We start from the raw sequence: 24,278 nt of genomic DNA, 5'->3' as shown, positions 1-24,278 counted from the left end.
GAATATGAGCTTGTCCGATAAATTACCGCAAACCAGCGATCGTCACGCGATGATGCAGCGTTTCCGTTCCCGCGAAGCCTGGCATGTGATGAAGATCATGTCGGAGTTTGTCGATTCGGCGGAAGCCTTGCAAGGCATCATGCCGGCGGTGAGCATCTTTGGCAGCGCGCGCACGCCGCGCGACCACAAGTATTACAAATTGACCGAAGAAGTCGCGCGTCTGCTGTCGGACTCCGGCTTCTCCGTTGTTTCCGGGGGCGGCCCCGGCATCATGGAGGCCGCCAATAAAGGGGCATTCTACGGCAGAAGCCCGTCGGTGGCGCTGAATATCGTGCTGCCGCACGAACAAAAACCCAATGAATACCAAGACCTGAGCATCAAGTTCAACCACTTCTTCAGCCGCAAGGTCATGTTCGTCAAACACGCTATCGCCTACGTGGTGATGCCGGGCGGCTTCGGCACCCTGGACGAAATGTTCGAGGCCCTGACGCTGATACAGACCGGCAAGAGCCGCAAGATCCCCATCATCCTGTGCTGCCGCGAGTTCTGGGAGGGCCTGCTGGACTGGGTCAAGGACAGGCTGATCAGCGAAGGCATGATCAATCCCGAAGACATGAATCTGATCCAACTGATCGACGATCCGCGGCAAATCGTCGAAACTATCTTCAAACATTACGAAACCCGCGGGTTTGAAGCGCTGCCGGAAGAGCGCGAACAACTGCTGCACCTTTAAAACTGATGACAATCAAGGACCACGCCATGCGCCGCCTGCTCGCCGCCCTCGCCCTGCTGCCATTGACAGCCGCCTGGGCCGATACGCCCCCTCCCGCCAAGACCCCGGTGCCGCCGCCGCCGACGATCAGCGAACAAAACGCCGCCACAGCGGAACCGGAGGTGCGCATCATCCAGAAGGGCGAGGAGAAGATCGAAGAATACCGGCTCAACGGCCACCTCTATATGGTCAAGGTGACGCCGTCGCACGGCGTGCCCTATTACCTGATGGACGACAACGGCTCCGGCACCATGAAGCAGATCGACCCCGCCAACCGCATCATCATCCCGCGCTGGGTACTGATCCGGTTCTGAGAGGGCCACTATGTCGGTTTACACCACGGTCAGCCATGACCAGATGCAGGAATGGCTCAAGCGCTACACCTTGGGCCAGTTGCTGGACTTGAAGGGCATTGCCTCCGGCATCACCAATACCAATTACTTCCTCACCACCACGCACGGCCGCTATGTGCTGACGCTGTTCGAAGCGCTGAAGCTGCAGGAACTGCCTTATTACCTGACGCTGATGAGCCACCTGGCGCGCCACGGCGTGGCCTGCCCGGCGCCGGTGGCCGACAACACCGACCAGTTCGCCTCGATGCTGGCCGGCAAGCCGGCCTGCCTGGTCAGTTGCCTGGACGGCGCCGACGTCGCGCAGCCCACCCCGGCGCAATGTCGCGCCGTAGGAGAAATGCTGGCGCAAATGCATATCGCCGGCGCCACCTTCCCCGGCAAGATGGCCAATCCGCGCGGTCCGCGCTGGTGGAGCGAAACCGCGCGCCAGGTCTACCCCCGCATGGACGAAGACGCCGCCGCCTTGCTGCGCGAAGAAGTGCAACTCCAGGACAGCCACCGCTTCGATCACCTGCCCTCCGGCGTGATCCATGCGGATCTATTCCGCGACAATGTGCTGCTGGACGGCGACCGCATCGCCGGCTTTATCGACTTTTACTACGCCTGCAACGACGTGCTGCTCTACGACCTGGCCATCGCCGTCAACGACTGGGCCCGCAGGGCGGACCACGGCATAGACGACGAGCGCGCCGCCGCGCTGCTCTCCGGTTATCAATCGGAACGCGAACTCACCACGGAAGAGAAAAAAGCCTGGCCGCTGATGCTGCGCGCCGCCGCGCTGCGCTTCTGGGTGTCGCGGTTGCAGGATCTGCATTTCCCGACAGCGGGCGAGATGACCTACACCAAGGATCCCAAAGTCTTCCAAACCGTGCTGGAGGCGCATCGCTCGCGCAGCGACTGCTGGCTGCGACATTAATGGCACACTCATTCCCGTCGCGTTGACAAAACCCCAGTTGTCACTTTGCAGACTTACAGTCTTGCACTATGCTGATGGCAAGTAGTATTGATTTTATGAAGTTGATAGTTTTCCTGTTTTAAATGTTGCACTTAGATTAACTTCGAAGCACAAATACACAAGGGCACACTATCATGTTGAAGAAAGTCTTTATTCTTGCCTTGGCTGGCCTGCTCTCTGCTCCGGTGTTCGCCGCAGAGGAAGCCGCAGCGACCTCGGCCGCGGGCAGCAGCGCCGCCGGCACCACCTCCGCGGCAGCCGCTGGCGCCGCCGGCACCACCGCCGGCATTGCCGGCCTGAGCGTAGGCACCATCGCCGCCATCGGCGCAGCGGTTGCCGCAGCGGTTGCGGTTTCCAGCAACAGCGACTCCTCTACCTCCCACTCCGCCACCACCCACCATTAAGCCGCCGTGCCTATGCACTGCGGCTTGACCGGACACTGGCCTTCGTCCCAAACAGGCAGCCTGCCTGCTCCCGCAACAGGCTGCCTGTGTTTCTGCCTGCGTCTGACACAGGCGCTGCGTAAGCTTGACGTTCTTTATTGATATTCATTTGTTGTTTGCAAGACCAAATCAATAACTCTAAATAAAGCAATCCATGCGTGGCATTCTGATAAAAGGGATCGTTTTCGGGGGTAGTTGCGGCCTGCTGTTGCCGGTTTACGCGCAACCGTCGCTCAATGGCCAATCCGGCTACATCAATATGCCATCGGCGGATCCTGGCCGCGATGGCTCCTTAAGCTTTGGATTCAGCTTCGACAAGCCATACAACACCTTATGGGTCTCGGCGACGGCGCTTCCCTTTCTGCAGATTTCGGGGCGTTATATCTCTATTTCCGGCATTGCCGGCTTTGACGATCAGCAATACGGCGGCGGCTACGGCAGTTATAAAGACAAAGCCATCGACACCAAATGGCGTCTGCTCGAAGAATCCGACTTTTGGCCCGCGCTCTCCTATGGCCGAACGGATATTTTCGGCACCGCCCTGTGGCGCGGCAATTATCTGGTGGCCAGCAAACAGCTCCGGCCGAATCTGGAAGTTTCGGCGGGCGTCGGCTCCGGCCGGATCGAGGGCCCTTTCGGCGGCCTGCGCTGGACGCCGGAACGCTTCCCCCGCTGGTCGCTGGTCGCGGAATACGACGCCAATCACTACACATCGGATTTCCGCGCCAAAGACACTTCCGCCGCGCAAAGGGAAAAAGGGCCTGCGGCCGGCCTTGAATATCGATGGGGCTGGCTGGGCCTGCAATTGGCCAAGCAAAAAAACCATGCCAGCCTGAACGCCTCTATCGAAATCCCCTTGAATGAGCGCGAATTCGTTCCCAAAATCAGCGAGCCCGCTTATTTCAGCGGCGGCCCCGAAGTACCGCTCCGTCCCACCTTGCGACAATGGCATGCCGATAGCGCCTATGGCCACGGCCTGGTCAGCGCACTGAGCAAACAGGATTTCAAAAACATCCGCATCAGCATGCGTGGCGACGAGTTCGTGCTAGAACTGAGCAATAGCCGCATTTCCAATGTAGGCCGCGCGGTGGGCCGCGCGATTCGCACCGCGTTGTACTTTACCCCGATTGAAACGCGCAGCATCCGCGTGGTCTACACCAAGCTGGAACAGCCGATCGCGACCTATAGCTTTTTCAAGCTACCCACCTTGAACGACTACCTGCTGGGCAAGATCGATCGCCAACGCTTTCTGGAAAGCGTCAGCATCACGCCGGGCAAGAATTTGGAGTTGGAGGAAGTCGACGCGCAGCAGCTTAGCGCCAGCATCAAAGACAGCGTCAACCTGGAGATTTTGGCGGGCAAGGACGGCGACATCGTCCAGCTTAACGCCGAGGACAACGAGGCCAATCGTTTCCGGCTGGTGCCCAAGACCGGGGTTTACTTCAATGACCCCAGCGGCGCCTTCCGCTATGAAATCGCCGCCGCCGCCACCTATACGCGGCGAGTGGGAACCGGCTTGTTTCTGAATAGCGCGCTCAGCGCCAATCTCTACAACACGGTCTCCGGTGTCAAACAGACGTCCAACAGCCTGCTGCCTCATGTTCGCTCCGACGTGGCCGAATACAAGAAAACCAATTCTCCCAAGCTGGACCGCCTGCTGCTGAACCAGTATCTGACCCTGGGGCCGAATACCTATGCCCGCGCCTCCGCCGGCATTTACGAGGAAATGTTCCGCGGCGCCGGCGGCCAGGTCATCTATTACCCCGAAACCCGCCACTGGGCGATAGACCTCGCCGTGGACGCCTTGCAGCAGCGCGACTTCAAGGGCTGGCTCGGCAAGCGCGATTACCAGACCGTCACCGCGCTGGCCTCGCTGCACTATAAATTGCCGATGAACGTCACCGCCACGGTGCGGGCGGGCCGCTTTCTCGCCAAAGACAGCGGCGCCCGTCTGGAGCTGAAACGCCGCTTTCGTTCCGGCATCGAGATCGGCGCCTGGTACACCAGCACCAACGGCAACGACATCACCTCGCCCGGCACGCCCAGCTCGCCCTATAAGGACAAGGGTCTGTTCATTTCCATCCCGCTGAACAGCATGTTGACGCTGGACACCCAGGCGGTGGGCAATTTCGCCCTGTCCCCATGGACGCGAGATGTCGGCCAAATGGTGTTGTCGCCCGGAGATCTCTACGACCAGCTCAACGACCCGCGCAGCGATGTGAACGCCTACGACGGCCTAGGCAATTTCGCCGAACGGCCGGATGAGCAAGACCTGCCTCAAGTCAACCCGCCCACTCCGTCTTTCCATCCCTGGCCATCGGTGCGGCTGCGGCTGAGCGACTCCTCCAAGCAATTCGCATCCACGGAGGACAAGCCAGGCGCCGTGGCCATTGCCGCCGGCATGACCCTGGCGGCGATAGCCCTGGACAAGCCGGTGAACCAGGCGGTGGGCCGGCATCAGGACAACCGCCTGCTCAAGGGCTGGAAGCAAATTGGCAAGACCCTCCCTGTTGCCGCACTAGGTCTGGCGGGCGGCGCTTTCGCGCTGGGCGACGACAGGCTGAGCAACACCGGCTTGATCGCGCTGGAATCCTCGGCGCTGTCCGCCGCCGGCAGCATCGCGCTGAAAGGCTTGGGCAACCGAGCACGGCCAAACGCCAGCGATAACCCTTGGCAACAGCAGCCGGCGGGCAGCTCCCGCTTCCAAAGCAGCTTCACCTCCAATCACGCCGCAGTGCTGTTCGGCGCGCTGACGCCGTTTGCCAAGGAGTACGATCAGCCCTGGCTGTATGGTCTGGCCGCTGTCGGCGCGCTCGGCCGCGTCGCCGGCAAGGATCACTGGTTGTCCGACATCGCCGCCGGCAGCCTGCTCGGCTACGCCTCCGGCTCCTGGCTCTGGCATGCCCAGCGGGACGAGTCCCGTTACCGCACCTCGCTGATGCTGGGCCCCAAGCAGGCCGGCATCCAAGTTTCGAAATCACTGGATTGAGACGACCGCCCATGACCCATTCGCTCGCGACCATGACTGCTTATCCAAGCCTCCGCCGCCAGATGATCCCGCTGCTTATCACCCTGTGCGTCGCCAGTCCCGTCTACGCGGCCGCAAACGCCGCCGGCAATTTCTCCAGCACCATGATGCCCAGCTATGAGCCGGACCCCATGATGTACGGACAACCCAGTATCAACAATCAGGCCCCGCTTGCCCAACCGCAAGCGTGGCCGCCGCAAACACCGCAACCGCAATGGCAGCAGCAGCGCAGATTGCCGACGCCTACCAGCACGAAACCAGGCAAACGCGACCCGTTGCAGAATGAGTTGCAGGAAGAAAAGTTGCCGCCCTTCGTCGAATACGTGAAAGTCGCCACCGGCAACATCCTGCCAGTCTTTGGCGCGGACCTGTTCGACAACCCTCCGTCAACCTTTGCCCCCAGCGGCGCCGCCCAGGTCAATCCGGATTATGTGATCGGCGCCGGCGACCAGATCCAGGTCAAGGGCTGGGGCATGGTCGATATCGACCTGACCCTGACCGTGGAACGCAACGGCACGGTCTATCTGCCCAGAGTCGGCACCATCGCAGTGGCCGGCGTGAAATTCAGGGATTTGCAAGACACGCTGAAAAAAAGCGTCTCGCGCGTATTCCACAACTTCGATCTGAGCGCCAGCCTGCTGCAAACCCGCGCCGTGCAGGTATACGTCGTCGGCAATGCGCGCGCGCCCGGCAGCTATACCCTGGGCGGGATGAGCACCTTGCTGAACGCGCTGTTTGCCGCCGGCGGCCCCAACGACAATGGATCGATGCGTCATATCCAATTGATGCGCGACGGCAAGGCTGTCGGTCAGCTGGATCTCTACAAGATTCTGGTGGATGGGGACAAATCCAGCGATCTGACCCTGCGCGACGGCGATGTGATTCAAATCCGACCGACGGGCAAACGAGTCGCCCTGCAGGGCGATGTCAAACATCCCGCCATCTATGAGTTTACCGACGGCGACAGCGTCGCTGACCTATTGCACTGGGCCGGCGGACTGGAGTCGGCGGCGGAAGGCAAGGCCTGGCAATTGGAGAAAAGCGTAGACAATCGCTTCGAACCGCAATGGCAAACGCCAAACGAAAAAAACGGTCTTGATAACGTCGCCCTAAGACAACTCAAACTGGCGGCTAGCGATATTTTCCGGGTGTTCGCGCCCAATGCCCTACCGGTAAATATCCAGCAAGACGCCGAATACGTCCGCGTCAGCGGAGAAGTCAAGCAAACCGGCACCTTCCTGCTGCAAAAAGGCGAGACCTTGCGCGATTTGGTCATGCGCCTGGGCGGCTCCACGGAAAATGGCTATGTCTTCGCCACCAATTTACAGCGCGAGAACATCAAGAAAGAACAGCAGGCCAAGCTGGATGAGGTGGCCAATCGCTTTGAAAAGGAACTGGAGCAAGCCTCCGCCGCGCGCCTGTCCAAACAGACCGATAAAGACAATGTCGCGGCCATTACCGCGGAAGTCGAGCGTCAGCGCAAACTGGCGGAAAAAATGCGCACCATCAAAGCGGAAGGGCGCGTCGTGCTGGAACTGAGCGGCAGCGGCGCCCAGGTCAAGGACCTGCCCGATCTGCCCCTGCAGAACGGCGACTCCATCACCATCCCGCGCCGGCCCGGCACCGTCAATGTCCTGGGATCGGTTTACCAAAGCAATGCCTTCATCTACAGGCCGCAACGCTCGGTGAAAGACTATCTGGACCTGGCCGGCGGCATCAGCCAGACCGGCGACAAGTCCGCGACCTACGTGATCCGCGCCGATGGCACTGTGGCCAGCAATAATAATGCAGGCTGGTTCAACAGCCTGGGCGGCAAACGCATCAATCCGGGCGACACCATCGTCGTTCCCGACGAGCTCGTCGTCAGCAGCTGGACCCAGTCGCTGAAGGAATGGACCTCGATTCTCTATCAATTCGGGCTGGGCGCCGCCGGCTTGAAGGTCTTGAAATAAGACAAGGCTTCATCACTTAACTCGGGATTCAGACATGTCCACACACGACAGGGCAGAAGCTCAAACCGTACCTTCCGATGATATCGATCTCATCGCCGTGCTGAAAACCTTGCTGAAACACCGGCGCTGGGTCATAGGCAGCGTTATCACGCTGGGCTGCGGCGCCTTGATCCTGAGCCTGACGCTGCCGCCGTTGTATACCTCCACCGCCAAGATCCTACCGCCCCAGCAACAAAGTTCGAGCATGAATATGCTGCTGGGCCAACTGGGCGGACTGGCCGGCGCGGCCGGAGGCATCGCCGGCCTGAAAAATCCGGGCGAACTCTATATCGGCCTGCTGCAAAGCCGCACGGTGGCGGACAATTTAATTCAACAGTTCAAATTGAAACAGCGCTACGCCACGGAAACGATGGACGAAACCAGAAAGGCATTACAGAGCGCCAGCGCCTTCAACAGCGGCAAGGACGGCTTGATCAGCATCAACGTGGAAGACAAGGATCCCCAATTCGCCGCGGCTCTGGCCAACGGCTATATCGCCCAATTGATCCGGCTCAATCAATCCCTAGCGGTCACCGACGCGGCCAAACGCCGGCTGTTTTTCGAGACCCAGCTAAAACAGACCAAGGAGCAATTGGCCTCCGCGGAAACCGCGCTGCGCCAGACCCAGGAGCGCACCGGCATGATCCAGCCGGATGGTCAGGTCCAGGCCATTATGAACACCGTTACCCAGCTGAAAGCCAACATCGCCGCCAAGGAAGTGCAACTAGAGGCCCTGCGCAGCTACGCCACCGAGCAGAACCCGCTCTATCAACGCAGCCGGCAAGAACTGGCCGGTTTGAAAACGCAATTGGCCAAACTGGAAAACGGCGCTGAAATCGCCGGCGACGTGATGGTGCCCACCGGCAAAATGCCACAATCCGGCTTGGAATACCTGAGACGGCTGCGCGAGGTAAAGTACCAAGAGACGATTTTCGAGCTGCTGGCCAAACAATATGAACTGGCCAGAATCGATGAAGCCAAGGATTCGTCCCAAATCCAGATACTGGACAGCGCGGCAATACCCGAGCTCAAGAGCAAGCCCGTCCGTTCTTTGATCACCGCCGCAGGACTATTCAGCGGCTTGGTGCTCGGCATTGCGCTGGCCCTGCTGCGCGAACGTTTCCAGATCGCGCAACAGTCCGGCCGCTTGCATGAGTTGAACTGGGCGCTGAAAGAGCGCTAGCGCGTCACCCGCCGCCTATACCCCATCCGGAACACGAAGCCCAGGACCAGCATCACCATCATGCTGGCCGCCAGACTCAGCGGGCTGGACCAGACCAGCGGCGCGATCAGGCCGGCCACCACGCTAGACATCATGGTCTGGAAGAAGCCCTGCAGCGAGGAAGCGGTGCCGCGCAGCGATGGAAACTGGTCCATCAGGTTTAGGGTGATGGACGGCGCGGCGATCGACATGCCGGTGGTGTACAGCGCCAACGGCAATACCGCCCACGGCATCGCGGCTTCCGATGCCAGCAGGTTGTACAGCAGATTCCAGCCTGCGGCGACGAACATCACCGCGTAGCCGCGCGACACGATGTCCTTCTGCGCCACCCGTCCGGCCATCTTGCCGGACAGATAGGCGCCCAGCATGATGCCGGACACGGCCGGGCCGAACATCCATAGAAACTGTTCCGGCCCCAGGTGCAGATGCTGCATCAGGAAGACCGGCGCCGACGGTATGTAAAGGAAGAAGCCGGCGAAATTGAAGGACACCGCCGCGGTCAGCAACTGGAACTCGCGCTTGCGCCCCACCTGCCAGTAATTGGCCAACAGGTATTTGACCTTCAAGGGCTGCCGCGCGGACTCGTGATGGGTTTCCGGCAAGGCGAACCAGCTCATCAGGAACAGCGCCAGGCCGATCAGCGCCATGAAGACGAAGATGGAATGCCAGCCGAAGGCGCCGAACAGCCAGCCGCCCACCACCGGCGCAATCGCCGGCGACAGCGAGAACAACATGGTCACCTGCGACATCAGCCGCTGAGCGTCGGCGCCGTCCAGCTTGTCGCGGATGATGGCCCGCCCCACCACCAGGCCGGCGCCGCCGCAAAAGCCCTGCAGCGCGCGGAACAACAGCAATTGCCCCAGGCTGTCCGACAGCGCGCAGCCTATCGACGCCAGGCTGAACAGCAAGGTGGTGACCAGCACCACCGGACGGCGGCCCACCGCGTCCGAGATGGAACCGTGCCACAACATCATCACCGCGTAAGACAATAGATATACCGTCAACGCCTGCTGCATCTGCAAGGGCGAGACCGCCAGGCTTTGCCCGATCGCGCTCATCGCCGGCAAGAAGGTGTCGATCGAAAACGGCCCCAGCGTGGACAGGGCCGCCAACAGGATTGCCAGCCCGAAGTGGCTGCGTGTGGTGGGATGCATGGCGGATAAATAACAATGAGAGTCAATGCATGGTAACGGTTGGGCCGGAACTTGCCAAACCGGACTGATGTAAATAAAACGTCATAGCCGGATATCGCTACGCTCAGGCGCGCGCCGCTGGCGCCGGCTTCGATTTCGTGCCACGATCAATCCACTCCACGCCGGCCATAACAAGGAGAGACCAGCATGATTCGCCTGTACCACAACCCGCGCTGTTCCAAATCCAGGGAGGCGCTGAGCCTGCTGGAGAACGCCGGCGCGGAAATCGAAATCGTCGAGTATTTGAAGCACCCGCCCAGCTATGAAGAGCTGGAGCGCCTGTTGACGCTGCTGAATATGGAACCGCGCGATCTGATCCGCCAGAAAGAGGAGGAGTACGCCGAACTCTATCTGGACGACATCACGCTGGAACCCAAGCACCTGATTACCGCCATGATAGACAATCCCAAGCTGATTGAACGTCCTATCGCCGTTTGCGGCGATCGCGCCGTGGTGGGACGTCCGCCGGAGCGGGTGCTGCAGCTGCTGGGCTAGCCTTAGCCGGCATCGCCCATCAGCGCCCAGGGCTTTGGCCTTGGGCGTTTTTGCATGCGCCCGCCCCTGTCCAGCCCATTGCCTTCAAAATTATCACTTGCGGAATAGTAACTTCCGTTACTAAAATAACGGCTATGAATCCAACCAAGTCATTTCAAACGCTTGAGCAGGCCGTCAACCGGATCGAAGCGCGTTTTCCCGGCGTGCCGCGCCAGGAAGTCATTCTGGCGCGCTTGCTGTACCACATCCTGCCGCGGCTGTCCGCCCACCTGTGCGACAAGCTGAAGCATCACGGTCTCAACGAGACGGTGTGGATGGCCTTGCTGGCGCTGTACGCCTGTCCGCAACAGGCGCTCTACCCGTCTGAAATCAGCGACACGCTGGATTCATCGCGCACCAACGCCACGCGCATCGCCGACGAACTGGTCAAAAACGGCTGGGCGGCCCGCTCGCCCAGCGCGGAAGACCGACGCAAGATCCTGCTGGAGTTGACGCCGGGGGGCGTGCAACTCGTCGAATCGCTGCTACCCGTCTCCCGCGAATGTCACCGGGAGCTGTGGTCGGATTTCGACGCCGCGGAAAAGCAGGAGTTCGAACGCTTATTGCGCAAACTGCTCTGCAGCCTGGGCGGCTGAAGCTGGGGAACCGGCTTTTTTTCGTCCTTATAATAACTTGCGTGACTATCACATCATTAATCACTTCATCAATTGCTAATACAGCAAGTGAACACGGGGAGTCCCACAAGGTGAAAAAGACTCAATGGCAGCACGGCGTCAGCGCCCTGCTGCTCAGCGCCCTGTTGGGCGGCTGCGCGAGCTTCGGCCCGGACAGCGCGCCGGCCACGCAGCTCGATGCCGGGCAATTGCGGCTGAGCGACGGCCAGGGCGGGCAGATCGCCAGCGACTGGTGGACCCAGCTGAACGACGCGACGCTGAACCAGTTGGTGGCGCGCGCCCTGCAAGAAGCGCCGTCCTTGAAGCTGGCCGAAGCCCGGCTGCGCCAGGCGCGCGCCGCCGTCGGCATCGTCGAAGGCAATAGCGGCCCCAAACTCGATTTCAGCGCCAATATGACCCAGCTGAACTACGAGTTTCCGGCGCCGATCTCGCGCGACTACGTCAACGCCTACACCGCCATGCTGATGGGCAGCTGGGAGTTCGACTTCTGGGGCAAGCACCGCGGCCAGATCGACGAAGCCGTCGGCCAACAGCAAGCCATCGCCTTCGAAGGCGCTCAGACCCGGCTGACGCTGACTCAGGCCGTCATCGCCCAATACACCCAGTTGCAGCGGCTGCAGGCGCAAAGCGCGGTGCTGGCCAAGCGCATCCAGCTGGCGGAAAGCCGTCAAACGCTGACTCAGGCCCGCATCAACGCCGGCCTGCTGCCGGGCGACAACCAGCGCGGCAACGAAGTCTCGCTGCACCGCCTGCGCCAACAACAAAGCGCCTTGGCCCAGGACAGCGACCGCGCCCGCCACGCGCTGGCGGCGCTGACCGGCCAGGGACCGGACGCCTTGAACGCGCTGCAAGCCGCCAAGAGCGCGGCGCTGCCGCCGCTGGACGCGGACAGCCTGCACGCGGAACTGCTGGGCAAACGCCCGGACATCGCCGCCCAACGCGCGCGGGTGGAAGCCATGGCCGGCGCGGTCAAAGCCGCGCGCGCCGAGTTCTACCCCAATATCAAGCTGACCGCCTTCGCCGGCCAAACCTCGCTGGAACTGAACAAGCTGATGAACGGCAACTCCACCTTCTGGGGCTTCATGCCGGCGATCAGCCTGCCCATTTTCCACTCCGGCGCGATCCAGGCCAATCTGGGCAAGCAAAAGGCCGGCTACGACCTGGCTGTGCACAGCTACAACCAGACCGTGTTGGACGCGATGCGCGACGCCGCCGACGCCGTCAGCGGCTGGCAGCAAAGCGGCAAGCAACTGGAACAGGCGCGCCAGGCGCAGGACAGCAGCGGCCGCGCCGCCGACTCCGCCGCCGCCCGCTTCAAGGCCGGCATCATCAACAAGCTGAACCTGCTGGATGCCCAGGACAGCGCGCTGGCGCAACAGTCGGCGCGCATCGACGCCGAAGCCGGCCGCAAACTGGCTTGGGTCTCCCTGAACACCGCATTGGGCGGCGGCTTCAACGCTGCGCCCGCCACCCACTGAGAACGCATCCATGGACAAGAAAACCAAAACCGCGCAAGGGCGCAAACGCAATCTGATCGTCGCCACCACCCTGTTCGCCGCCATCGCCATCGGCTACGGCGCCTACTGGGCGCTGGTGCTCAGTCATCAGGAAAGCACCGACGACGCCTATGTCAGCGGCCACCTGGTGCAAGTCACCCCGGAAGTGGGCGGCACCGTCGCCAAGGTGCTGGTGGACGACACCCAGCACGTCAAGGCCGGTCAATTGCTGGTCAGCCTGGACAAGAACGACGCGCAGCTGAACTTCGACCGCGCCCGCAATGAATTCGCCCAAGCCGTGCGTCAGACCCGCCAATTGATGAGCAACACCCAGCAGCTGGCGGCCCAGGTCACCCTGCGCGAAACCGAGCTGGCCCGCGCCGACGCCGACCTGAAACGCCGCAAACAGTTGGCCGGCACCGACGCGCTGTCGGCGGAAGAACTGGGCCACGCCAACGACGCCGTCGCCGCCGCCAAGGCCGCGCTGGACGCCGCGCGCGAACAGCAAAAAGCCAGCGCCGCGCTGCTGGGCAAGGACGCGCTGGCGCAGCAGCCTGCGGTCAAGGCCGCCGCCAGCCGGCTGAAGGAAGCCTGGCTCGCGCTGCAGCGCACCGAGATCAAGGCCCCGCTGGACGGCGCCGTCGCCCGCCGCAATGTGCAGGTTGGCCAGCGCCTGGCCGCCGGCACCCCGCTGATGTCGGTGATCCCGCTGCAAAACCTGTGGGTGGACGCCAACTTCAAGGAAGGTCAGTTGGCCAAGATCCGCATCGGCCAGCCGGTGGAACTGAAGTCCGATCTCTACGGCGGCAAGATCGTCTATCACGGCAAAGTGGTCGGCCTGTCCGCCGGCACCGGCAGCGCCTTCTCGCTGCTGCCGGCGCAGAACGCCACCGGCAACTGGATCAAGGTGGTGCAACGCGTGCCGGTGCGCATCCAGCTGGATCCGAAAGACCTGCAATCGCACCCGCTGCGCGTCGGCCTGTCCATGGACGCCGTGGTGGACACCTCCAGCACGGACGGCAAGGCCGTGGCCGAAGCCCAGCCCTTCGTCGCCCACCAGGACGTCTCCGGCCAGCTGCCGGACCTGAAACAGGCCGACGAACTGGTGCGGACGCTGCTGGCGGCCAACGCGGGTGAAGGCAAGGCCGAATAAGGGGTCCGGACCATGAATCATCCACCACTGACCGGCTCCAAGCTGGTCTGGATCACGCTGGCGCTGTCGATGTCGGTGTTCATGCAAGTGCTGGACACCACCATCGCCAACGTGGCCTTGCCCACCATCTCGGGCAACCTCGGCGCGGCCACCAGCCAGGGCACCTGGGTGATCACCTCCTTCGGGGTGGCCAACGCCATCGCGGTGCCGCTGACCGGCTGGCTGGCCAAGCGCCTGGGCGAAGTGAAGCTGTTCACCGCCTCCACCCTGCTCTTCGTGCTCACCTCCTGGCTGTGCGGCATGTCCAGCAGCCTGGAAATGCTGATTTTCTTCCGCGTGCTGCAAGGCGCGGTGGCCGGCCCGATGATTCCGCTGTCGCAGAGCCTGCTCTTGTCCTGCTACCCGCCGGAGAAGAAAGGCATGGCGCTGGCGCTATGGGCGATGACGGTGATCGTCGCGCCGGTGTTCGGCCCGATTCTGGGCGGCGTGATCAGCGACAACTGGCACTGGGGCTGGATCTTCTTCATCAACGTGCCGGTGGGACTGGCGGCGGCCTTCATTTCCTGGCGCATCCTCAAGCCGCGTGAAACCGAAACCGTCGATCTGCCTATCGACCGCATCGGCCTCGCCTTGCTGGTGATCGGCGTAGGCGCGCTGCAAATGGTGCTGGACCGCGGCAAAGAGCTGGACTGGTTCAACTCCACCGAGGTGGTCACCCTGGCGGTGATCGCGGTGCTGGCGCTGGTCTATCTGGTGATCTGGGAGCTGGGCGAGAAACATCCCATCGTCGACCTGAGCCTGTTCAAGCAGCGCAACTTCACCGTCGGCACCGTCGCCATCAGCCTGGGCTTCATGCTCTACTTCGGCACCGTGGTGCTGCTGCCCCTGATGCTGCAGACCCAGATGGGCTACACCGCCACCTGGGCCGGCCTGGCCGCGGCCCCCATCGGGCTGATCCCGGTGGTGCTGTCGCCCATCATCGGCAAGTACGCGCAGCGGCTGGACATGCGCTGGGTGGTGACGGTGAGCTTCAGCGTGTACGCGATCTGCTTCTTCTGGCGCAGCACTTTCAACCCGCAGATGGACTTCGCCTACGTGGTGTGGCCGCAGGTGGTGCAGGGCATAGGCGTGGCCTGCTTCTTCATGCCGCTGACCACGATCACCCTGTCCGGCCTGCATCCCAGCCAGATCGCCAGCGCGTCCAGCCTGTCCAACTTCCTGCGGATTCTGGCCGGCAGCATCGGCACCTCGATCACCACCACGATGTGGGACCGTCGCGAGGCGATGCACCACGCGCGCCTGACCGAGCATGTCAGCCTCTACGATCAGGCGTCCAACGCCTGGTTCCGGCTGCTGGACATGGCCGGCCTGTCCTCCGGACAGCAGGCGGCGCTGACCTCGCTGCAAATCACCAAGCAGGGCTACATCATGGCGGCCAATGAGATTTTCTGGCTGTCCGGCGTGCTGTTCGTGCTGTTGATCGGCCTGGTGTGGTTCGCCAAGCCGCCGTTCACCGCTGCTGGCGGCGACAGCGGCGCGCATTGAGAACCTGTTTACGATCTGCATCGTAAACAGGGTCTAAGCAAGTCCAGTGGACCGGGCGGCGATGGTATCGTCGCCCGGTTTTTCTATTCTCCCCGAAACACCGCCGCGCGCTTGTCCAGGAAAGCCCGCATGCCCTCCTTCTGATCCCGCGACGCGAACAAGAGCTGGTACGCCTTGCGCTCCAGCATCAGCGCCGTCGCCAACGGCGCGTCGGCGCCGGCCAGCACCACTTCCTTGATCTGCGCCACTGCCAGCGGCGGCAGCGCGGCGATCTGCGTCGCCAGCTCCAGCGCGCGCGTTTCCAGCACCTCGTCCGCCGTCACCTCGCTGACCAGGCCCATCGCCAACGCCTCCGCCGCGCCGATGCGCTCGCCGGTCAACAGCAGCTTCATCGCGCGGAACTTGCCCACCGCCCGCAGCAGCCGCTGGGTGCCGCCGGCGCCCGGCATCACCCCCACCTTGACTTCCGGCTGACCGAACAGGGCGGATTCGGCGGCGACGACGATGTCGGCGTGCATCGCCAGCTCGCAGCCGCCGCCCAAGGCATAGCCGGCCACCGCCGCGATCACCGGCCTGGGACAGTCGGCAATCGCCTGCCATAGCTTGTGCAGTTGGCGCTGCATCAGTTCTATGCTGCCGCAGTCTGCCATCTCGGTCAGGTCCGCGCCGGCGGCGAAAGCGCGATGGTCGCCGCACAGCAGAATCGCCCTGACGTCGGCAGCGGCGGCCAGCTCCTGGAAACGCCGCGCCAACTCCCGCCGCAGCGCCGTATTCAAGGCATTGAGCGCCTGCGGGTGGTTCAGGCGCAGCCGCGCCACGCCGGCGGCCGGATAATCCAGCAAGATCAGTTCGTCCATCACGCCTCCTCCACCCGCTCCAGCACCAGGGCCACGCCCTGGCCGACGCCGACGCACATCGCGCACAGCGCCAGCCTATCTCCGCTGGCCTCCAGCTGGCGCAGCGCGGTCAGCGCCAGCCTGGCGCCGGAAGCTCCCAGCGGATGGCCCAGCGCGATCGCGCCGCCGTTGGGGTTGACCCGGGCGTCGTCGTCGGCCAGGCCCAGTTGGCGCATCACCGCCAGCGATTGCGAGGCGAATGCCTCGTTCAGCTCGATCACGTCCATATCCGCCACGCTCAGGCCCAGCCGCCGCAACAGCTTTTCCGCCGCCGGCGCCGGCCCCATGCCCATGATGCGCGGCTCCAGCCCCACCGAGCACATGCCCAGAATCCGCGCCCGCGGACGCAGGCCGTGGCGCTTGAGCCCGGCGCCGCTAGCCAGCAACAGCGCCGCCGCGCCATCGTTGACGCCGGAGGCGTTGCCGGCGGTGACCGAGCCGTCCGCCACCACGCCCTTGAGCCGCGCCAGCTCCGCCAGCGTAGTGGCCGGTCGCGGGTGTTCGTCCCGGATCACCCGCAGCGGCTCGCCCTTGCGCTGCGGCAGCTCCAAGGCCAGGATCTCCGCGTCGAAGAAACCGCGCTCGCGCGCCGCGGCGTAACGCTGCTGGCTGCGCAGCGCGAAGGCGTCCTGATCGGCGCGGGAAACCTTGAACTGGCGCGCGACGTTTTCCGCGGTTTCCGGCATGGAGTCGATGCCGAACTGACGCTGAAACGCCGGGTTGACGAAGCGCCAGCCTATGGTGCTGTCCTCTATCCGCGCATTGCGCGCGAACGGGCTCTCGGCCTTGCCCAGCACGAAGGGCGCGCGCGACATGCTCTCCACGCCGCCGGCCAGCACCAGTTCGGCTTCGCCTGCGGCGATCGCCCGCGCGGCCAGACCCACCGCGTCCAGTCCGGACGCGCACAGGCGGTTGACCGTGATCGCCGGCGCGGACTGCGGCAGACCGGCCAGCAAGGCCGCCATCCGCGCCACATTGCGGTTGTCCTCGCCGGCCTGATTGGCGCAGCCCAGAATCACCTCGTCCAGGCAGGACCAGTCCAGCGGATGGCGCCGCATCAGCACGGCGAGCGGCAGCGCCGCCAGATCGTCGGCGCGCACGCCGGAAAGCGCGCCGCCGTAACGGCCGAACGGGGTGCGAATGCCGTCACAGATATAGGCATGGGGCATGGGAAACCTCCTGGATCAACGGTGTTGGAACTGCGGCGGCCGCTTGTCGAGAAAGGCCTGCATGCCTTCCTTCTGGTCGGCCAGCGAGAAACTGGCGTGAAAGGCGCGCCGTTCGAACAGCAGGCCTTCGGCCAGGCTGGATTCGAAAGCGCGGTTCAAGGACTCCTTGATCAGCATCAGCGCCGGCAGCGAGTAACCCGCCATCCGCGCGGCCAGCGCCTGCGCCGTCGCCAGCACTTCGGCGTCCGCCACCACCCGCGACACCAGGCCGGCGCGCTCGGCTTCGTCGGCGCTATAGAGCTGGCCGCTCAAGCACCATTCCATCGCCTTGGCCTTGCCGATGGCGCGCGGCAGCCGCTGGGTGCCGCCCATGCCGGGCAGGGTGCCCAGCTTGACTTCCGGCTGGCCGAAGCGGGCGGACTCGCCGGCGATGATCACGTCGCACATCATCGCCAGCTCGCAGCCGCCGCCTATCGCCAGGCCGCGCACCGCGGCGATCAGCGGCTTGCGCACGCCGCGCGCGCGCTCCCAGTGCCGGCTTACGTAATCGTCGAGAAAAACTTGCTGATAATCCCATTCGGCCATGCGGCCGATGTCGGCGCCGGCGGCGAAGGCCTGCTCGGTGCCGGACAGCAGAATGACGCTGATGTCGGGATCGCCGTCCGCCGCGTCCAGCGCGGACTCCAGCTCCCGCATCAGCTCGGGGCTCAGCGCATTGAGCTGCGCCGGCCGGTGAATTTCCAGGTGGCAGATCCGCTCAGCGCGGCGCTCCCTCAGATGCTCGCTCATGGTCAGTTCCCTCTCCACATCCGTACACCCCGTGAAGAAACAACTGGCTGACTATCCGCGCCATGCCCTGCCGGTCCACCGCGCCGTCCGCGCGGAACCAGGTGAAGGTCCAGTTCATCATGCCGAACAAGGTCATCGTCACCGGTTTGACCTCCGTCGCCGGCAGCTCCGGCCGCAAGCGGGCGATCAGTTCGGCAAAGGCGGACACCACGCCGGCCTGCTTGGCCTTCACCTTCAGCCGGTCCGCCTCGCCCAGGAATTTGACGTCCTGCACCAAGACCATGTGGTAATGGCGCGAGAACGCGTACTCCTCCATGAAGCGCTCGATCAGCAGCCGCAGATGCGCGTCCGCCGGCAGCGCTTGCCGCGCCGCCTCGTCGACGATGCCCACCAACCTATCCACATAGGTGTCGGCGATGTCGAACAGCAGATGCGATTTGTCGCGGTAGTAGTGATACAGCAGCGGCTTGGACATGCCGCACAGCTCAGCCAGTTGGGCTATCGAAGCACTGGGAAAACTCTGCTCGGCAAACAGGCGGGCAGCGTTCTCCAGTATGTTTTGTTGCTGCGCCTCGTAATTGGGAGATTTTGTTCTGGCCATATCCGCATATCGGTTGAATGAAAAGACCAGACGCGGCACCAGCGAACCTCCCCGATGACTACGAGCCGCCAGGCAGACCCCGGTCAAACCGGGGCTTGCCAGCGGTTCTAGACAAGCAACCGTCAACGCTCATCAAAACTGAGCACCACTTGCTGGGTCCGTGGACGCGCCTGACAGGCGAGCACGAAGCCTTGTTCCACCTCGGCCGCTTCCAGGGCGAAATTCTTGTCCATGGACACGCGGCCGGACAGCACCTTGGCTCGGCAGGTGCAGCATACCCCACCTTGGCAAGAGTAAGGTAGGTCGACCCCGGCCGCGGTAGCCGCTTCCAGGATGCGCTCACCGGCGCTCAGTTCCAGTTGGCGCTGCTGGCCGTCGATGATCAGGGTGACGCTGGCCGCCGGATTGTCCTCGGCCGCCGCTGCCGGTTTGGCCGCACCGCGCCCCGGTACGCCGAAACGTTCGTAATGGATGCGTCCGGCGGCCAGCCCGACGCGCTCCAGGCAGGCACAGGCCTGATCAATCATATCGTTGGGGCCGCAAACGAAGGCTTCGTCCACCGCGCCGTCCGGCAGCAGCGCGGCCAGCGCCCTGTGCAGCCGTTCGCCGTCGAGACGGCCGTGAAACAGCTCCGGCTGCTGCGCTTCGCGGCTGAGAAAGTGATACACCGCCAGGCGCGCCGGATAGCGCGACTTCAGCGCCGCCAGCTCGTCGGCGAACAGAATGCCGCCGCGCCTCCGATTGCCGTACAGCAAGGTGAAACGGCTGTGCGGCTCTCGCCGCAAGGTGGTTTTCAAGGTGGACAACAAGGGGGTGATGCCGCTGCCGGCGACGATGCCCAGATAGTGCTTGCGCTGCTCCGCCGCCAGCGGCGTGAAAAAGCGCCCCTCCGGCGGCATCGCTTCCACCTCCTGCCCAAGCTGCCAATGCCGGTGGACGTGGCTGGAGAACACGCCGCCCTCCACCCGCTTCACCGCCACCCGTAAAATGCCTTCGTCCGCGCCGCAGCACAGCGAATAAGTGCGCCGCTGCTCCACGCCGTCGATATGTTCGCGAAACACCAGGTGCTGGCCCTGGGTGAAGCGGAAGCGCTCCTTAAACTCCGCCGGCGGCTCCAAGGTCAGCGAAATGGCGTCGTCGGTTTCCTGGCGACGTTCGACGACGCGCAGGCGATGGAAAGCTAGTCTCATCCCGGTCTCCTTACTCCGGTCCCTCAGTGGACTCAGATCGGCTTGAAATACTCGAATGGCTCCAGACAGGCCTCGCAGCGGTAAAGCGCCTTGCAGGCGGTGGAGCCGAACTGGCTCAGCCGCCGGCTGCGGACGGAGCCGCATTGCGGACAGGCCGGCGCCGCCGTTTGGAAGCGCAGCGGCTGCCAGTCGTCCTCGGCCGCCCTTGCGCAGGCCGGCGGCGCAATGCCGTAACGGCGCAGCTTTTCGCGGCCGTCGGCGCTGATCCAGTCGCTGCTCCAGGCCGGACTCAGCTGGGTGCGCAACACCACCCGCTCTTCGCCCGCCTGACCCAAGGCCTGCCGCACCGAGGCGGCGATGGCCTCGGTCGCCGGGCAGCCGGAATAAGTGGGGGTCAGCGTGACCTCCAGATCCTCCCCCACCCGCGCCACCTTGCGCACGATGCCCAGATCGCACAGCGACACCGCCGGCACCTCGGGATCCGGCACCTGGTCCAGCACCCGCCAGGCTTGCGCCACGCTCAGCCGCGCGGCGCGCATCACCAGCGCCCTCCGGGATAGGCGCGCTGCAGGAACTGCATCTCCGCCAGCACATGGCCCAAGGATTCGCTGTGTTCGCCGCGCTTGCCGCCGGAACGATATTCGGTGTCCGCCGGCGGCCGCAGCGTGGCTTCCGCCAGCACCGGCAGCATCAGCGCCTCCCATTCCTTCCGCAGAAGAGCCGCTTGCGGCGCGACGCCGTCCAGGCGCCGCTCCAGCGCGTCCTCGTCGAACATCTCGGCCAGATACGGCCACCAATGCGTCAGCGCCCGCTGCATGCGCCGCCTCGATTCGTCGGTGCCGTCGCCCAGCCGCACCACCCATTCCGCCGCGTAGCGCAGGTGGTAGCGGCTTTCCGCCAGCGCCTTGCCGGCGATCGCCGCCAGCCCCGCTTCGCCGCCGCCGCGCAAGGCCCGCCACACAGCCACTTGGTAGGCGCTGAACAGGGCGATGCGCAGCACGGTCTGGCCGAAGTCGCCGTTGGGCAGCTCCAGCAAGGTCAGGTTGCGGAACGCCGGCGCGTCGCGCAGATAGGCCAGCGCGTCCTCGTCCCGGCCCCGTCCCTCCCATTCGCCGGCCAGACTCAGCAGCAAGCGCGACTGGCCTATCAGATCCAGCGCGATATTGCTCAGCGCGATATCGTCCTCCAGCTCCGGCGCGTGGCCGCACCATTCGCCCAGGCGCTGGCCCAGCAACAAGGTGTTGTCGCCCAGCCGCAGCGCGTATTCGATCAGGTCCGCCGTCGCCGGCGGCTGCGTTTGCACAGCTATCTGCACAGACATCGCGCACTCCTCACATATGGTTCACGGCTTCCGGCAACTGGAAGAAGGTGGGCAAGCGATAAGTCTTGCTGGCCATCGGTTCGAACAGCATCTCGCGTTCGTCCGGCTCGTTGCAGCTCAGCGCCGCGCTGGGCAGCGCCCAGACCGCGCCGGGCGGGAACTCGCCGAAGGCCCGCTCCGCCCGCTCCAAGGCCTGCGATGCCGACGCTGCCAGCAGGCTGGCGACGTGCAGATGATCCAGACCCGGCTTGAGCTGCAAAAACACTTCGTACTGTTGCGGCGCCTCGGCCTCTGTCGCAGACGGCGGCTCGCCGTTCTCGCTTAGGCGGGCGCTGGGCGCCACCCACAGGCTGATGCCCTCTTGGCGGCGGAAATAGATGTCTCTGGCCAGCAGCAGCGCATGGCGCGCATCGGCGGCATGCAGGCTGCTGGAGTGCTTGTATTGCAAGGCGTTGCGGCCGAGGACAAAAACCTCGAAACGCGGCCAGGCGTTAGGCTCGGACATGATGGCTCCTGATCAGGCGGCGGCGCGCGCCGCCTGTTTGTCGGCATAGGCTCGGGCCGCGGCGCGCACCCAGGCCCCCTCTTCATGCGCGCGGACGCGCGCGGCCATGCGTTCGCGGTTGCAGGGGCCGTCGCCCGCCAGCACCCGCTTGAACTCCGTCCAATCCGGCTCGCCGAAGTCGTAATGACCGCGCGCCTCGTTCCAGACCAGCGCCGGGTCCGGCAGCGTGATGCCCAGCACTTCGGCCTGGGGCACGATGGCGTCGACGAACTTCTGCCGCAAATCGTCGTTGGAAATGCGCTTGATGCCCCATTGCATGCTGCTGGCGCTGTGCACCGAATCCCGGTCCGGCGGGCCGAACATCATCAGCACCGGCCACCACCAGCGGTTCACCGACTCCTGCACCATGGCCCGCTGCTCCGCGCTGCCGCCCATCATCGTCAGCAGCAGATCGTAGCCCTGGCGCTGGTGAAAGCTTTCTTCCTTGCAGATGCGCACCATGGCGCGGGCGTACGGGCCGTAGGAACAGCGGCACAGCGGAATCTGGTTCATGATCGCCGCGCCGTCCACCAGCCAGCCTATGGTGCCGATGTCGGCCCAGGACACAGTGGGGTAATTGAAGATGCTGGAGTACTTGGCGCGGCCAGACAGCAAGGTCGCCACCATTTCGTCGCGCGGGCTGCCCAGGGTTTCCGCCGCCGCGTACAGATAAAGGCCGTGCCCGCCCTCGTCCTGCACCTTGGCCAGCAGAATGGCCTTGCGCTTGAGCGTGGGCGCGCGGCCGATCCAGTTGCCTTCCGGCAGCATGCCCACCACTTCGGAATGCGCATGCTGGGAGATCTGCCGCAACAAGGTTTTGCGGTAGGCGAGCGGCATCCAGTCGCGCGCTTCTATCTTGTCCTCCGCCTGCAGCTTGGCGTCGAAGGCCTGCTGCTGAAGCGACGGCTCAGCCGCCGCCGCCGCGATGTCCGGCTGATCCAGGGCTTGGGTGTACATGGCGCATCCTCCTAGGTGAGCATCGCCGGAAACGGATGTCCGGCGCGCTGAAACAGCATATTAATTAATTTACCGGTCGTTCAATTAAAATACAAGCATTAACGCAACCTGCCCCTCGTCGCCTAGTCGCGCGGCCGCTTGTCCACCACCCGCCGCGCCTTGCCCACCGAGCGTTCTATCGTCATCGGCTCCACCACCTGCACTGTGGTCGTTACGCCGACATGGCTCTTGATGCTGTGCTGCAACTGCCGCGCCGCCAGCTGTTTGGCGTCGTCGCGCGCCGGCCCGCTGGGCTCGCGCTCGACGAAGACCGCCAGGCTGTCCAGGTGACCGTCTTTGTCGACCTCCAGATAGAAGTGCGGCGCCAGCCCCGTTTGCCGCAGAATCACTTCCTCGATCTGGGTGGGAAACACATTGACGCCGCGGATGATCAACATATCGTCGGACCGGCCGACGATCTTGCCGATGCGCCGCATCGAACGGCTGCTGGGCGGCAGCAGCCGGGTCAGGTCGCGGGTGCGGTAGCGGATCACCGGCATCGCTTCCTTGGTCAGCGAGGTCAGCACCAATTCGCCCTCCTCCCCGTCCGGCAGCACTTCGCCGCTGTGCGGATCGATGATTTCCGGGTAGAAGAAATCCTCCCAGATCACCGGGCCGTCCTTGCTTTCCACGCACTCGCTGGCCACGCCCGGCCCCATCACCTCGGACAGGCCGTAAATGTCCACCGCGTCTATGCCGGCGCGGCGCTCGATCTCCTGCCGCATCTGCCCGGTCCACGGCTCGGCGCCGAAGATGCCCACCTGCAAGGAGCAGGCCGCCGCATCCATGCCCCGGCGCTCCATTTCATCAAGGATGTTCAACATATAGGACGGCGTGACCATGATGATGTCCGGGCGGAAATCCTGGATCAGCTGCACCTGGCGCTCGGTCTGACCGCCGGACATCGGCACCACGGTGCAGCCCAGGCGTTCCGCGCCGTAGTGCGCGCCCAGCCCGCCGGTGAACAGGCCGTAACCGTAAGCGATGTGCACCATGCTGCCGCGCCGGCCGCCGGCGGCGCGGATGGAGCGCGCCACCACCGTGGCCCAGGCCTCGATATCGTTGCGGGTGTATCCCACCACCGTGGGCTGGCCGGTGGTGCCGCTGCTGGCGTGGATGCGCGACACCTGGTCTCGCGGCACCGCGAACAGGCCGAACGGGTAGTTGTCGCGCAAATCCGCCTTGCTGGTGAACGGGAAGCGGCTCAGATCCTCCAGCCGCCGCAATTGCCGGGGATGGACGTCGGCTTGCTCGCACTTGGCGCGAAAGGGCGCGACATTGTCGTAAGTGTGTTGCAGCGTCCATTGCAGACGCTGCAGCTGCAAGGCGGACAGTTCGTCGCGGCTGGCGGTTTCCATCGCGTCCAGCTCGCTGGACATAGGGCGGGTGACGGGCATGGTGCTTCTCCTGTGTGGGTTCGGGGCTGGCTCTGCGGCCAATTGCTGCTGGCTG

The 24,278-nt window shown here is 63.9% G+C and carries 23 protein-coding genes; 12 read left to right on the top strand and 11 right to left on the bottom strand.

All coding sequences use genetic code 11. The annotated features are described in order from the left end of the window. Positions 1–4 precede the first annotated feature (4 nt). The 7 genes from ACODRW_RS15565 (at position 5) to ACODRW_RS15535 (ending at position 8,725) form a co-directional block, all read left to right on the top strand. On the top strand, positions 5–733 hold the full coding sequence (locus tag ACODRW_RS15565; protein WP_048413174.1) for an LOG family protein: 729 nt from the start codon (positions 5–7) through the stop codon (positions 731–733). Positions 734–759: 26 nt separating this feature from the next. Further along, on the top strand, positions 760–1,086 hold the full coding sequence (locus tag ACODRW_RS15560) for a DUF2782 domain-containing protein (protein WP_235086150.1): 327 nt from the start codon (positions 760–762) through the stop codon (positions 1,084–1,086). 10 nt (positions 1,087–1,096) lie between these two features. Continuing rightward, positions 1,097–2,041 (top strand): homoserine kinase, encoded by a 945-nt coding sequence (thrB, locus tag ACODRW_RS15555; RefSeq protein WP_488906117.1) that lies wholly within the window; start codon positions 1,097–1,099, stop codon positions 2,039–2,041. A gap of 173 nt (positions 2,042–2,214) precedes the next feature. Then, complete coding sequence (locus ACODRW_RS15550; RefSeq protein ID WP_019101144.1) at positions 2,215–2,484, top strand: hypothetical protein; 270 nt, start codon at positions 2,215–2,217, stop codon at positions 2,482–2,484. Between the two features lie 193 nt (positions 2,485–2,677). Further along, positions 2,678–5,512, top strand: a complete 2,835-nt coding sequence (locus ACODRW_RS15545) for a YjbH domain-containing protein (RefSeq protein WP_488906116.1) — start codon at positions 2,678–2,680, stop codon at positions 5,510–5,512. Between the two features lie 62 nt (positions 5,513–5,574). Then, on the top strand, positions 5,575–7,503 hold the full coding sequence (locus ACODRW_RS15540) for an SLBB domain-containing protein (RefSeq protein ID WP_235086143.1): 1,929 nt from the start codon (positions 5,575–5,577) through the stop codon (positions 7,501–7,503). A gap of 34 nt (positions 7,504–7,537) precedes the next feature. After that, complete coding sequence (locus tag ACODRW_RS15535; protein WP_488906115.1) at positions 7,538–8,725, top strand: GumC family protein; 1,188 nt, start codon at positions 7,538–7,540, stop codon at positions 8,723–8,725. On the opposite strand, the gene ACODRW_RS15530 is transcribed toward ACODRW_RS15535, so the two are convergent. Then, a complete protein-coding gene (locus ACODRW_RS15530; protein WP_235086138.1) occupies positions 8,722–9,918 on the bottom strand; it encodes a multidrug effflux MFS transporter in 1,197 nt (398 codons plus the stop codon). The two genes, ACODRW_RS15535 and ACODRW_RS15530, sit on opposite strands and share 4 nt — an antisense overlap. 186 nt (positions 9,919–10,104) lie before the next feature. Between ACODRW_RS15530 and arsC the strand changes: the two genes are divergently transcribed. The 5 genes from arsC (at position 10,105) to ACODRW_RS15505 (ending at position 15,320) form a co-directional block, all read left to right on the top strand. After that, a complete protein-coding gene (arsC, locus tag ACODRW_RS15525) occupies positions 10,105–10,452 on the top strand; it encodes an arsenate reductase (glutaredoxin) (protein ID WP_235086136.1) in 348 nt (115 codons plus the stop codon). A 134-nt stretch (positions 10,453–10,586) separates the two neighbouring features. Further along, positions 10,587–11,087 (top strand): MarR family transcriptional regulator, encoded by a 501-nt coding sequence (locus ACODRW_RS15520; protein ID WP_043635397.1) that lies wholly within the window; start codon positions 10,587–10,589, stop codon positions 11,085–11,087. Between the two features lie 110 nt (positions 11,088–11,197). Beyond that, positions 11,198–12,604, top strand: coding sequence for an efflux transporter outer membrane subunit (locus tag ACODRW_RS15515; RefSeq protein ID WP_227105313.1), 1,407 nt, complete (start codon positions 11,198–11,200; stop codon positions 12,602–12,604). Positions 12,605–12,614: 10 nt separating this feature from the next. Further along, a complete protein-coding gene (locus tag ACODRW_RS15510) occupies positions 12,615–13,775 on the top strand; it encodes an EmrA/EmrK family multidrug efflux transporter periplasmic adaptor subunit (RefSeq protein ID WP_107800764.1) in 1,161 nt (386 codons plus the stop codon). Positions 13,776–13,787: 12 nt separating this feature from the next. Next, complete coding sequence (locus tag ACODRW_RS15505; RefSeq protein ID WP_107800765.1) at positions 13,788–15,320, top strand: DHA2 family efflux MFS transporter permease subunit; 1,533 nt, start codon at positions 13,788–13,790, stop codon at positions 15,318–15,320. Positions 15,321–15,403: 83 nt separating this feature from the next. Here the strand turns inward: ACODRW_RS15505 and ACODRW_RS15500 are convergent, their stop codons facing one another. From ACODRW_RS15500 to paaK, 10 genes are all read right to left on the bottom strand, one after another. Continuing rightward, on the bottom strand, positions 15,404–16,177 hold the full coding sequence (locus ACODRW_RS15500; protein ID WP_488906114.1) for an enoyl-CoA hydratase-related protein: 774 nt from the start codon (positions 16,175–16,177) through the stop codon (positions 15,404–15,406). Next, positions 16,177–17,385 carry a 3-oxoadipyl-CoA thiolase gene (gene pcaF / locus ACODRW_RS15495; RefSeq protein WP_488906113.1) on the bottom strand — a complete coding sequence of 403 codons (1,209 nt, stop codon included), beginning with the start codon at positions 17,383–17,385 and terminating at the stop codon, positions 16,177–16,179. Before pcaF ends, ACODRW_RS15500 begins: the two co-directional genes overlap by 1 nt. Positions 17,386–17,400: 15 nt before the next feature. Next, entirely contained in the window at positions 17,401–18,174 is a 774-nt protein-coding gene (locus ACODRW_RS15490) for an enoyl-CoA hydratase-related protein (protein WP_253314178.1), read from the bottom strand. Continuing rightward, the gene (locus tag ACODRW_RS15485) at positions 18,143–18,775 is read right to left on the bottom strand and encodes a TetR/AcrR family transcriptional regulator (RefSeq protein ID WP_107800769.1); all 633 of its coding nucleotides are present in this window, start codon (positions 18,773–18,775) and stop codon (positions 18,143–18,145) included. Before ACODRW_RS15485 ends, ACODRW_RS15490 begins: the two co-directional genes overlap by 32 nt. Positions 18,776–18,897: 122 nt before the next feature. Next, positions 18,898–19,965 (bottom strand): 1,2-phenylacetyl-CoA epoxidase subunit PaaE, encoded by a 1,068-nt coding sequence (paaE, locus tag ACODRW_RS15480; protein ID WP_235086129.1) that lies wholly within the window; start codon positions 19,963–19,965, stop codon positions 18,898–18,900. A 32-nt stretch (positions 19,966–19,997) separates the two neighbouring features. Further along, on the bottom strand, positions 19,998–20,504 hold the full coding sequence (gene paaD, locus ACODRW_RS15475) for a 1,2-phenylacetyl-CoA epoxidase subunit PaaD (RefSeq protein ID WP_107800771.1): 507 nt from the start codon (positions 20,502–20,504) through the stop codon (positions 19,998–20,000). After that, complete coding sequence (gene paaC / locus ACODRW_RS15470; RefSeq protein ID WP_488906112.1) at positions 20,504–21,286, bottom strand: 1,2-phenylacetyl-CoA epoxidase subunit PaaC; 783 nt, start codon at positions 21,284–21,286, stop codon at positions 20,504–20,506. Before paaC ends, paaD begins: the two co-directional genes overlap by 1 nt. A 10-nt stretch (positions 21,287–21,296) precedes the next feature. Then, the gene (locus tag ACODRW_RS15465; protein WP_488906111.1) at positions 21,297–21,791 is read right to left on the bottom strand and encodes a hypothetical protein; all 495 of its coding nucleotides are present in this window, start codon (positions 21,789–21,791) and stop codon (positions 21,297–21,299) included. A gap of 12 nt (positions 21,792–21,803) precedes the next feature. Next, entirely contained in the window at positions 21,804–22,787 is a 984-nt protein-coding gene (gene paaA, locus ACODRW_RS15460; RefSeq protein WP_488906110.1) for a 1,2-phenylacetyl-CoA epoxidase subunit PaaA, read from the bottom strand. A gap of 122 nt (positions 22,788–22,909) precedes the next feature. Continuing rightward, a complete protein-coding gene (paaK, locus tag ACODRW_RS15455) occupies positions 22,910–24,223 on the bottom strand; it encodes a phenylacetate--CoA ligase PaaK (protein WP_107800773.1) in 1,314 nt (437 codons plus the stop codon). Positions 24,224–24,278 lie beyond the last annotated feature (55 nt).

The sequence above is a fragment of the Chromobacterium sp. FG89 genome, assembly GCF_057808735.1.
The sequence above is the reverse complement of the archived record's forward strand: the minus strand, read 5'-3'. Positions and strand labels throughout refer to the sequence as shown.

What these genes read in the sequence shown, in the direction of transcription:
- ACODRW_RS15490 (WP_253314178.1), bottom strand. Translation starts at nt 18,174, where the DNA reads ATGAGCGAGCATCTGAGGGAGCGCCGCGCTGAGCGGATCTGCCACCTG.
- ACODRW_RS15520 (WP_043635397.1), top strand. Translation starts at nt 10,587, where the DNA reads ATGAATCCAACCAAGTCATTTCAAACGCTTGAGCAGGCCGTCAACCGG.
- paaK (WP_107800773.1), bottom strand. Translation starts at nt 24,223, where the DNA reads ATGCCCGTCACCCGCCCTATGTCCAGCGAGCTGGACGCGATGGAAACC.
- ACODRW_RS15540 (WP_235086143.1), top strand. Translation starts at nt 5,575, where the DNA reads ATGATCCCGCTGCTTATCACCCTGTGCGTCGCCAGTCCCGTCTACGCG.
- paaC (WP_488906112.1), bottom strand. Translation starts at nt 21,286, where the DNA reads ATGTCTGTGCAGATAGCTGTGCAAACGCAGCCGCCGGCGACGGCGGAC.
- paaD (WP_107800771.1), bottom strand. Translation starts at nt 20,504, where the DNA reads ATGCGCGCCGCGCGGCTGAGCGTGGCGCAAGCCTGGCGGGTGCTGGAC.
- paaE (WP_235086129.1), bottom strand. Translation starts at nt 19,965, where the DNA reads ATGAGACTAGCTTTCCATCGCCTGCGCGTCGTCGAACGTCGCCAGGAA.
- ACODRW_RS15560 (WP_235086150.1), top strand. Translation starts at nt 760, where the DNA reads ATGCGCCGCCTGCTCGCCGCCCTCGCCCTGCTGCCATTGACAGCCGCC.
- ACODRW_RS15550 (WP_019101144.1), top strand. Translation starts at nt 2,215, where the DNA reads ATGTTGAAGAAAGTCTTTATTCTTGCCTTGGCTGGCCTGCTCTCTGCT.
- paaA (WP_488906110.1), bottom strand. Translation starts at nt 22,787, where the DNA reads ATGTACACCCAAGCCCTGGATCAGCCGGACATCGCGGCGGCGGCGGCT.
- ACODRW_RS15545 (WP_488906116.1), top strand. Translation starts at nt 2,678, where the DNA reads ATGCGTGGCATTCTGATAAAAGGGATCGTTTTCGGGGGTAGTTGCGGC.
- ACODRW_RS15465 (WP_488906111.1), bottom strand. Translation starts at nt 21,791, where the DNA reads ATGTCCGAGCCTAACGCCTGGCCGCGTTTCGAGGTTTTTGTCCTCGGC.
- thrB (WP_488906117.1), top strand. Translation starts at nt 1,097, where the DNA reads ATGTCGGTTTACACCACGGTCAGCCATGACCAGATGCAGGAATGGCTC.
- pcaF (WP_488906113.1), bottom strand. Translation starts at nt 17,385, where the DNA reads ATGCCCCATGCCTATATCTGTGACGGCATTCGCACCCCGTTCGGCCGT.
- ACODRW_RS15500 (WP_488906114.1), bottom strand. Translation starts at nt 16,177, where the DNA reads ATGGACGAACTGATCTTGCTGGATTATCCGGCCGCCGGCGTGGCGCGG.
- ACODRW_RS15530 (WP_235086138.1), bottom strand. Translation starts at nt 9,918, where the DNA reads ATGCATCCCACCACACGCAGCCACTTCGGGCTGGCAATCCTGTTGGCG.
- arsC (WP_235086136.1), top strand. Translation starts at nt 10,105, where the DNA reads ATGATTCGCCTGTACCACAACCCGCGCTGTTCCAAATCCAGGGAGGCG.
- ACODRW_RS15505 (WP_107800765.1), top strand. Translation starts at nt 13,788, where the DNA reads ATGAATCATCCACCACTGACCGGCTCCAAGCTGGTCTGGATCACGCTG.
- ACODRW_RS15535 (WP_488906115.1), top strand. Translation starts at nt 7,538, where the DNA reads ATGTCCACACACGACAGGGCAGAAGCTCAAACCGTACCTTCCGATGAT.
- ACODRW_RS15510 (WP_107800764.1), top strand. Translation starts at nt 12,615, where the DNA reads ATGGACAAGAAAACCAAAACCGCGCAAGGGCGCAAACGCAATCTGATC.
- ACODRW_RS15485 (WP_107800769.1), bottom strand. Translation starts at nt 18,775, where the DNA reads ATGGCCAGAACAAAATCTCCCAATTACGAGGCGCAGCAACAAAACATA.
- ACODRW_RS15565 (WP_048413174.1), top strand. Translation starts at nt 5, where the DNA reads ATGAGCTTGTCCGATAAATTACCGCAAACCAGCGATCGTCACGCGATG.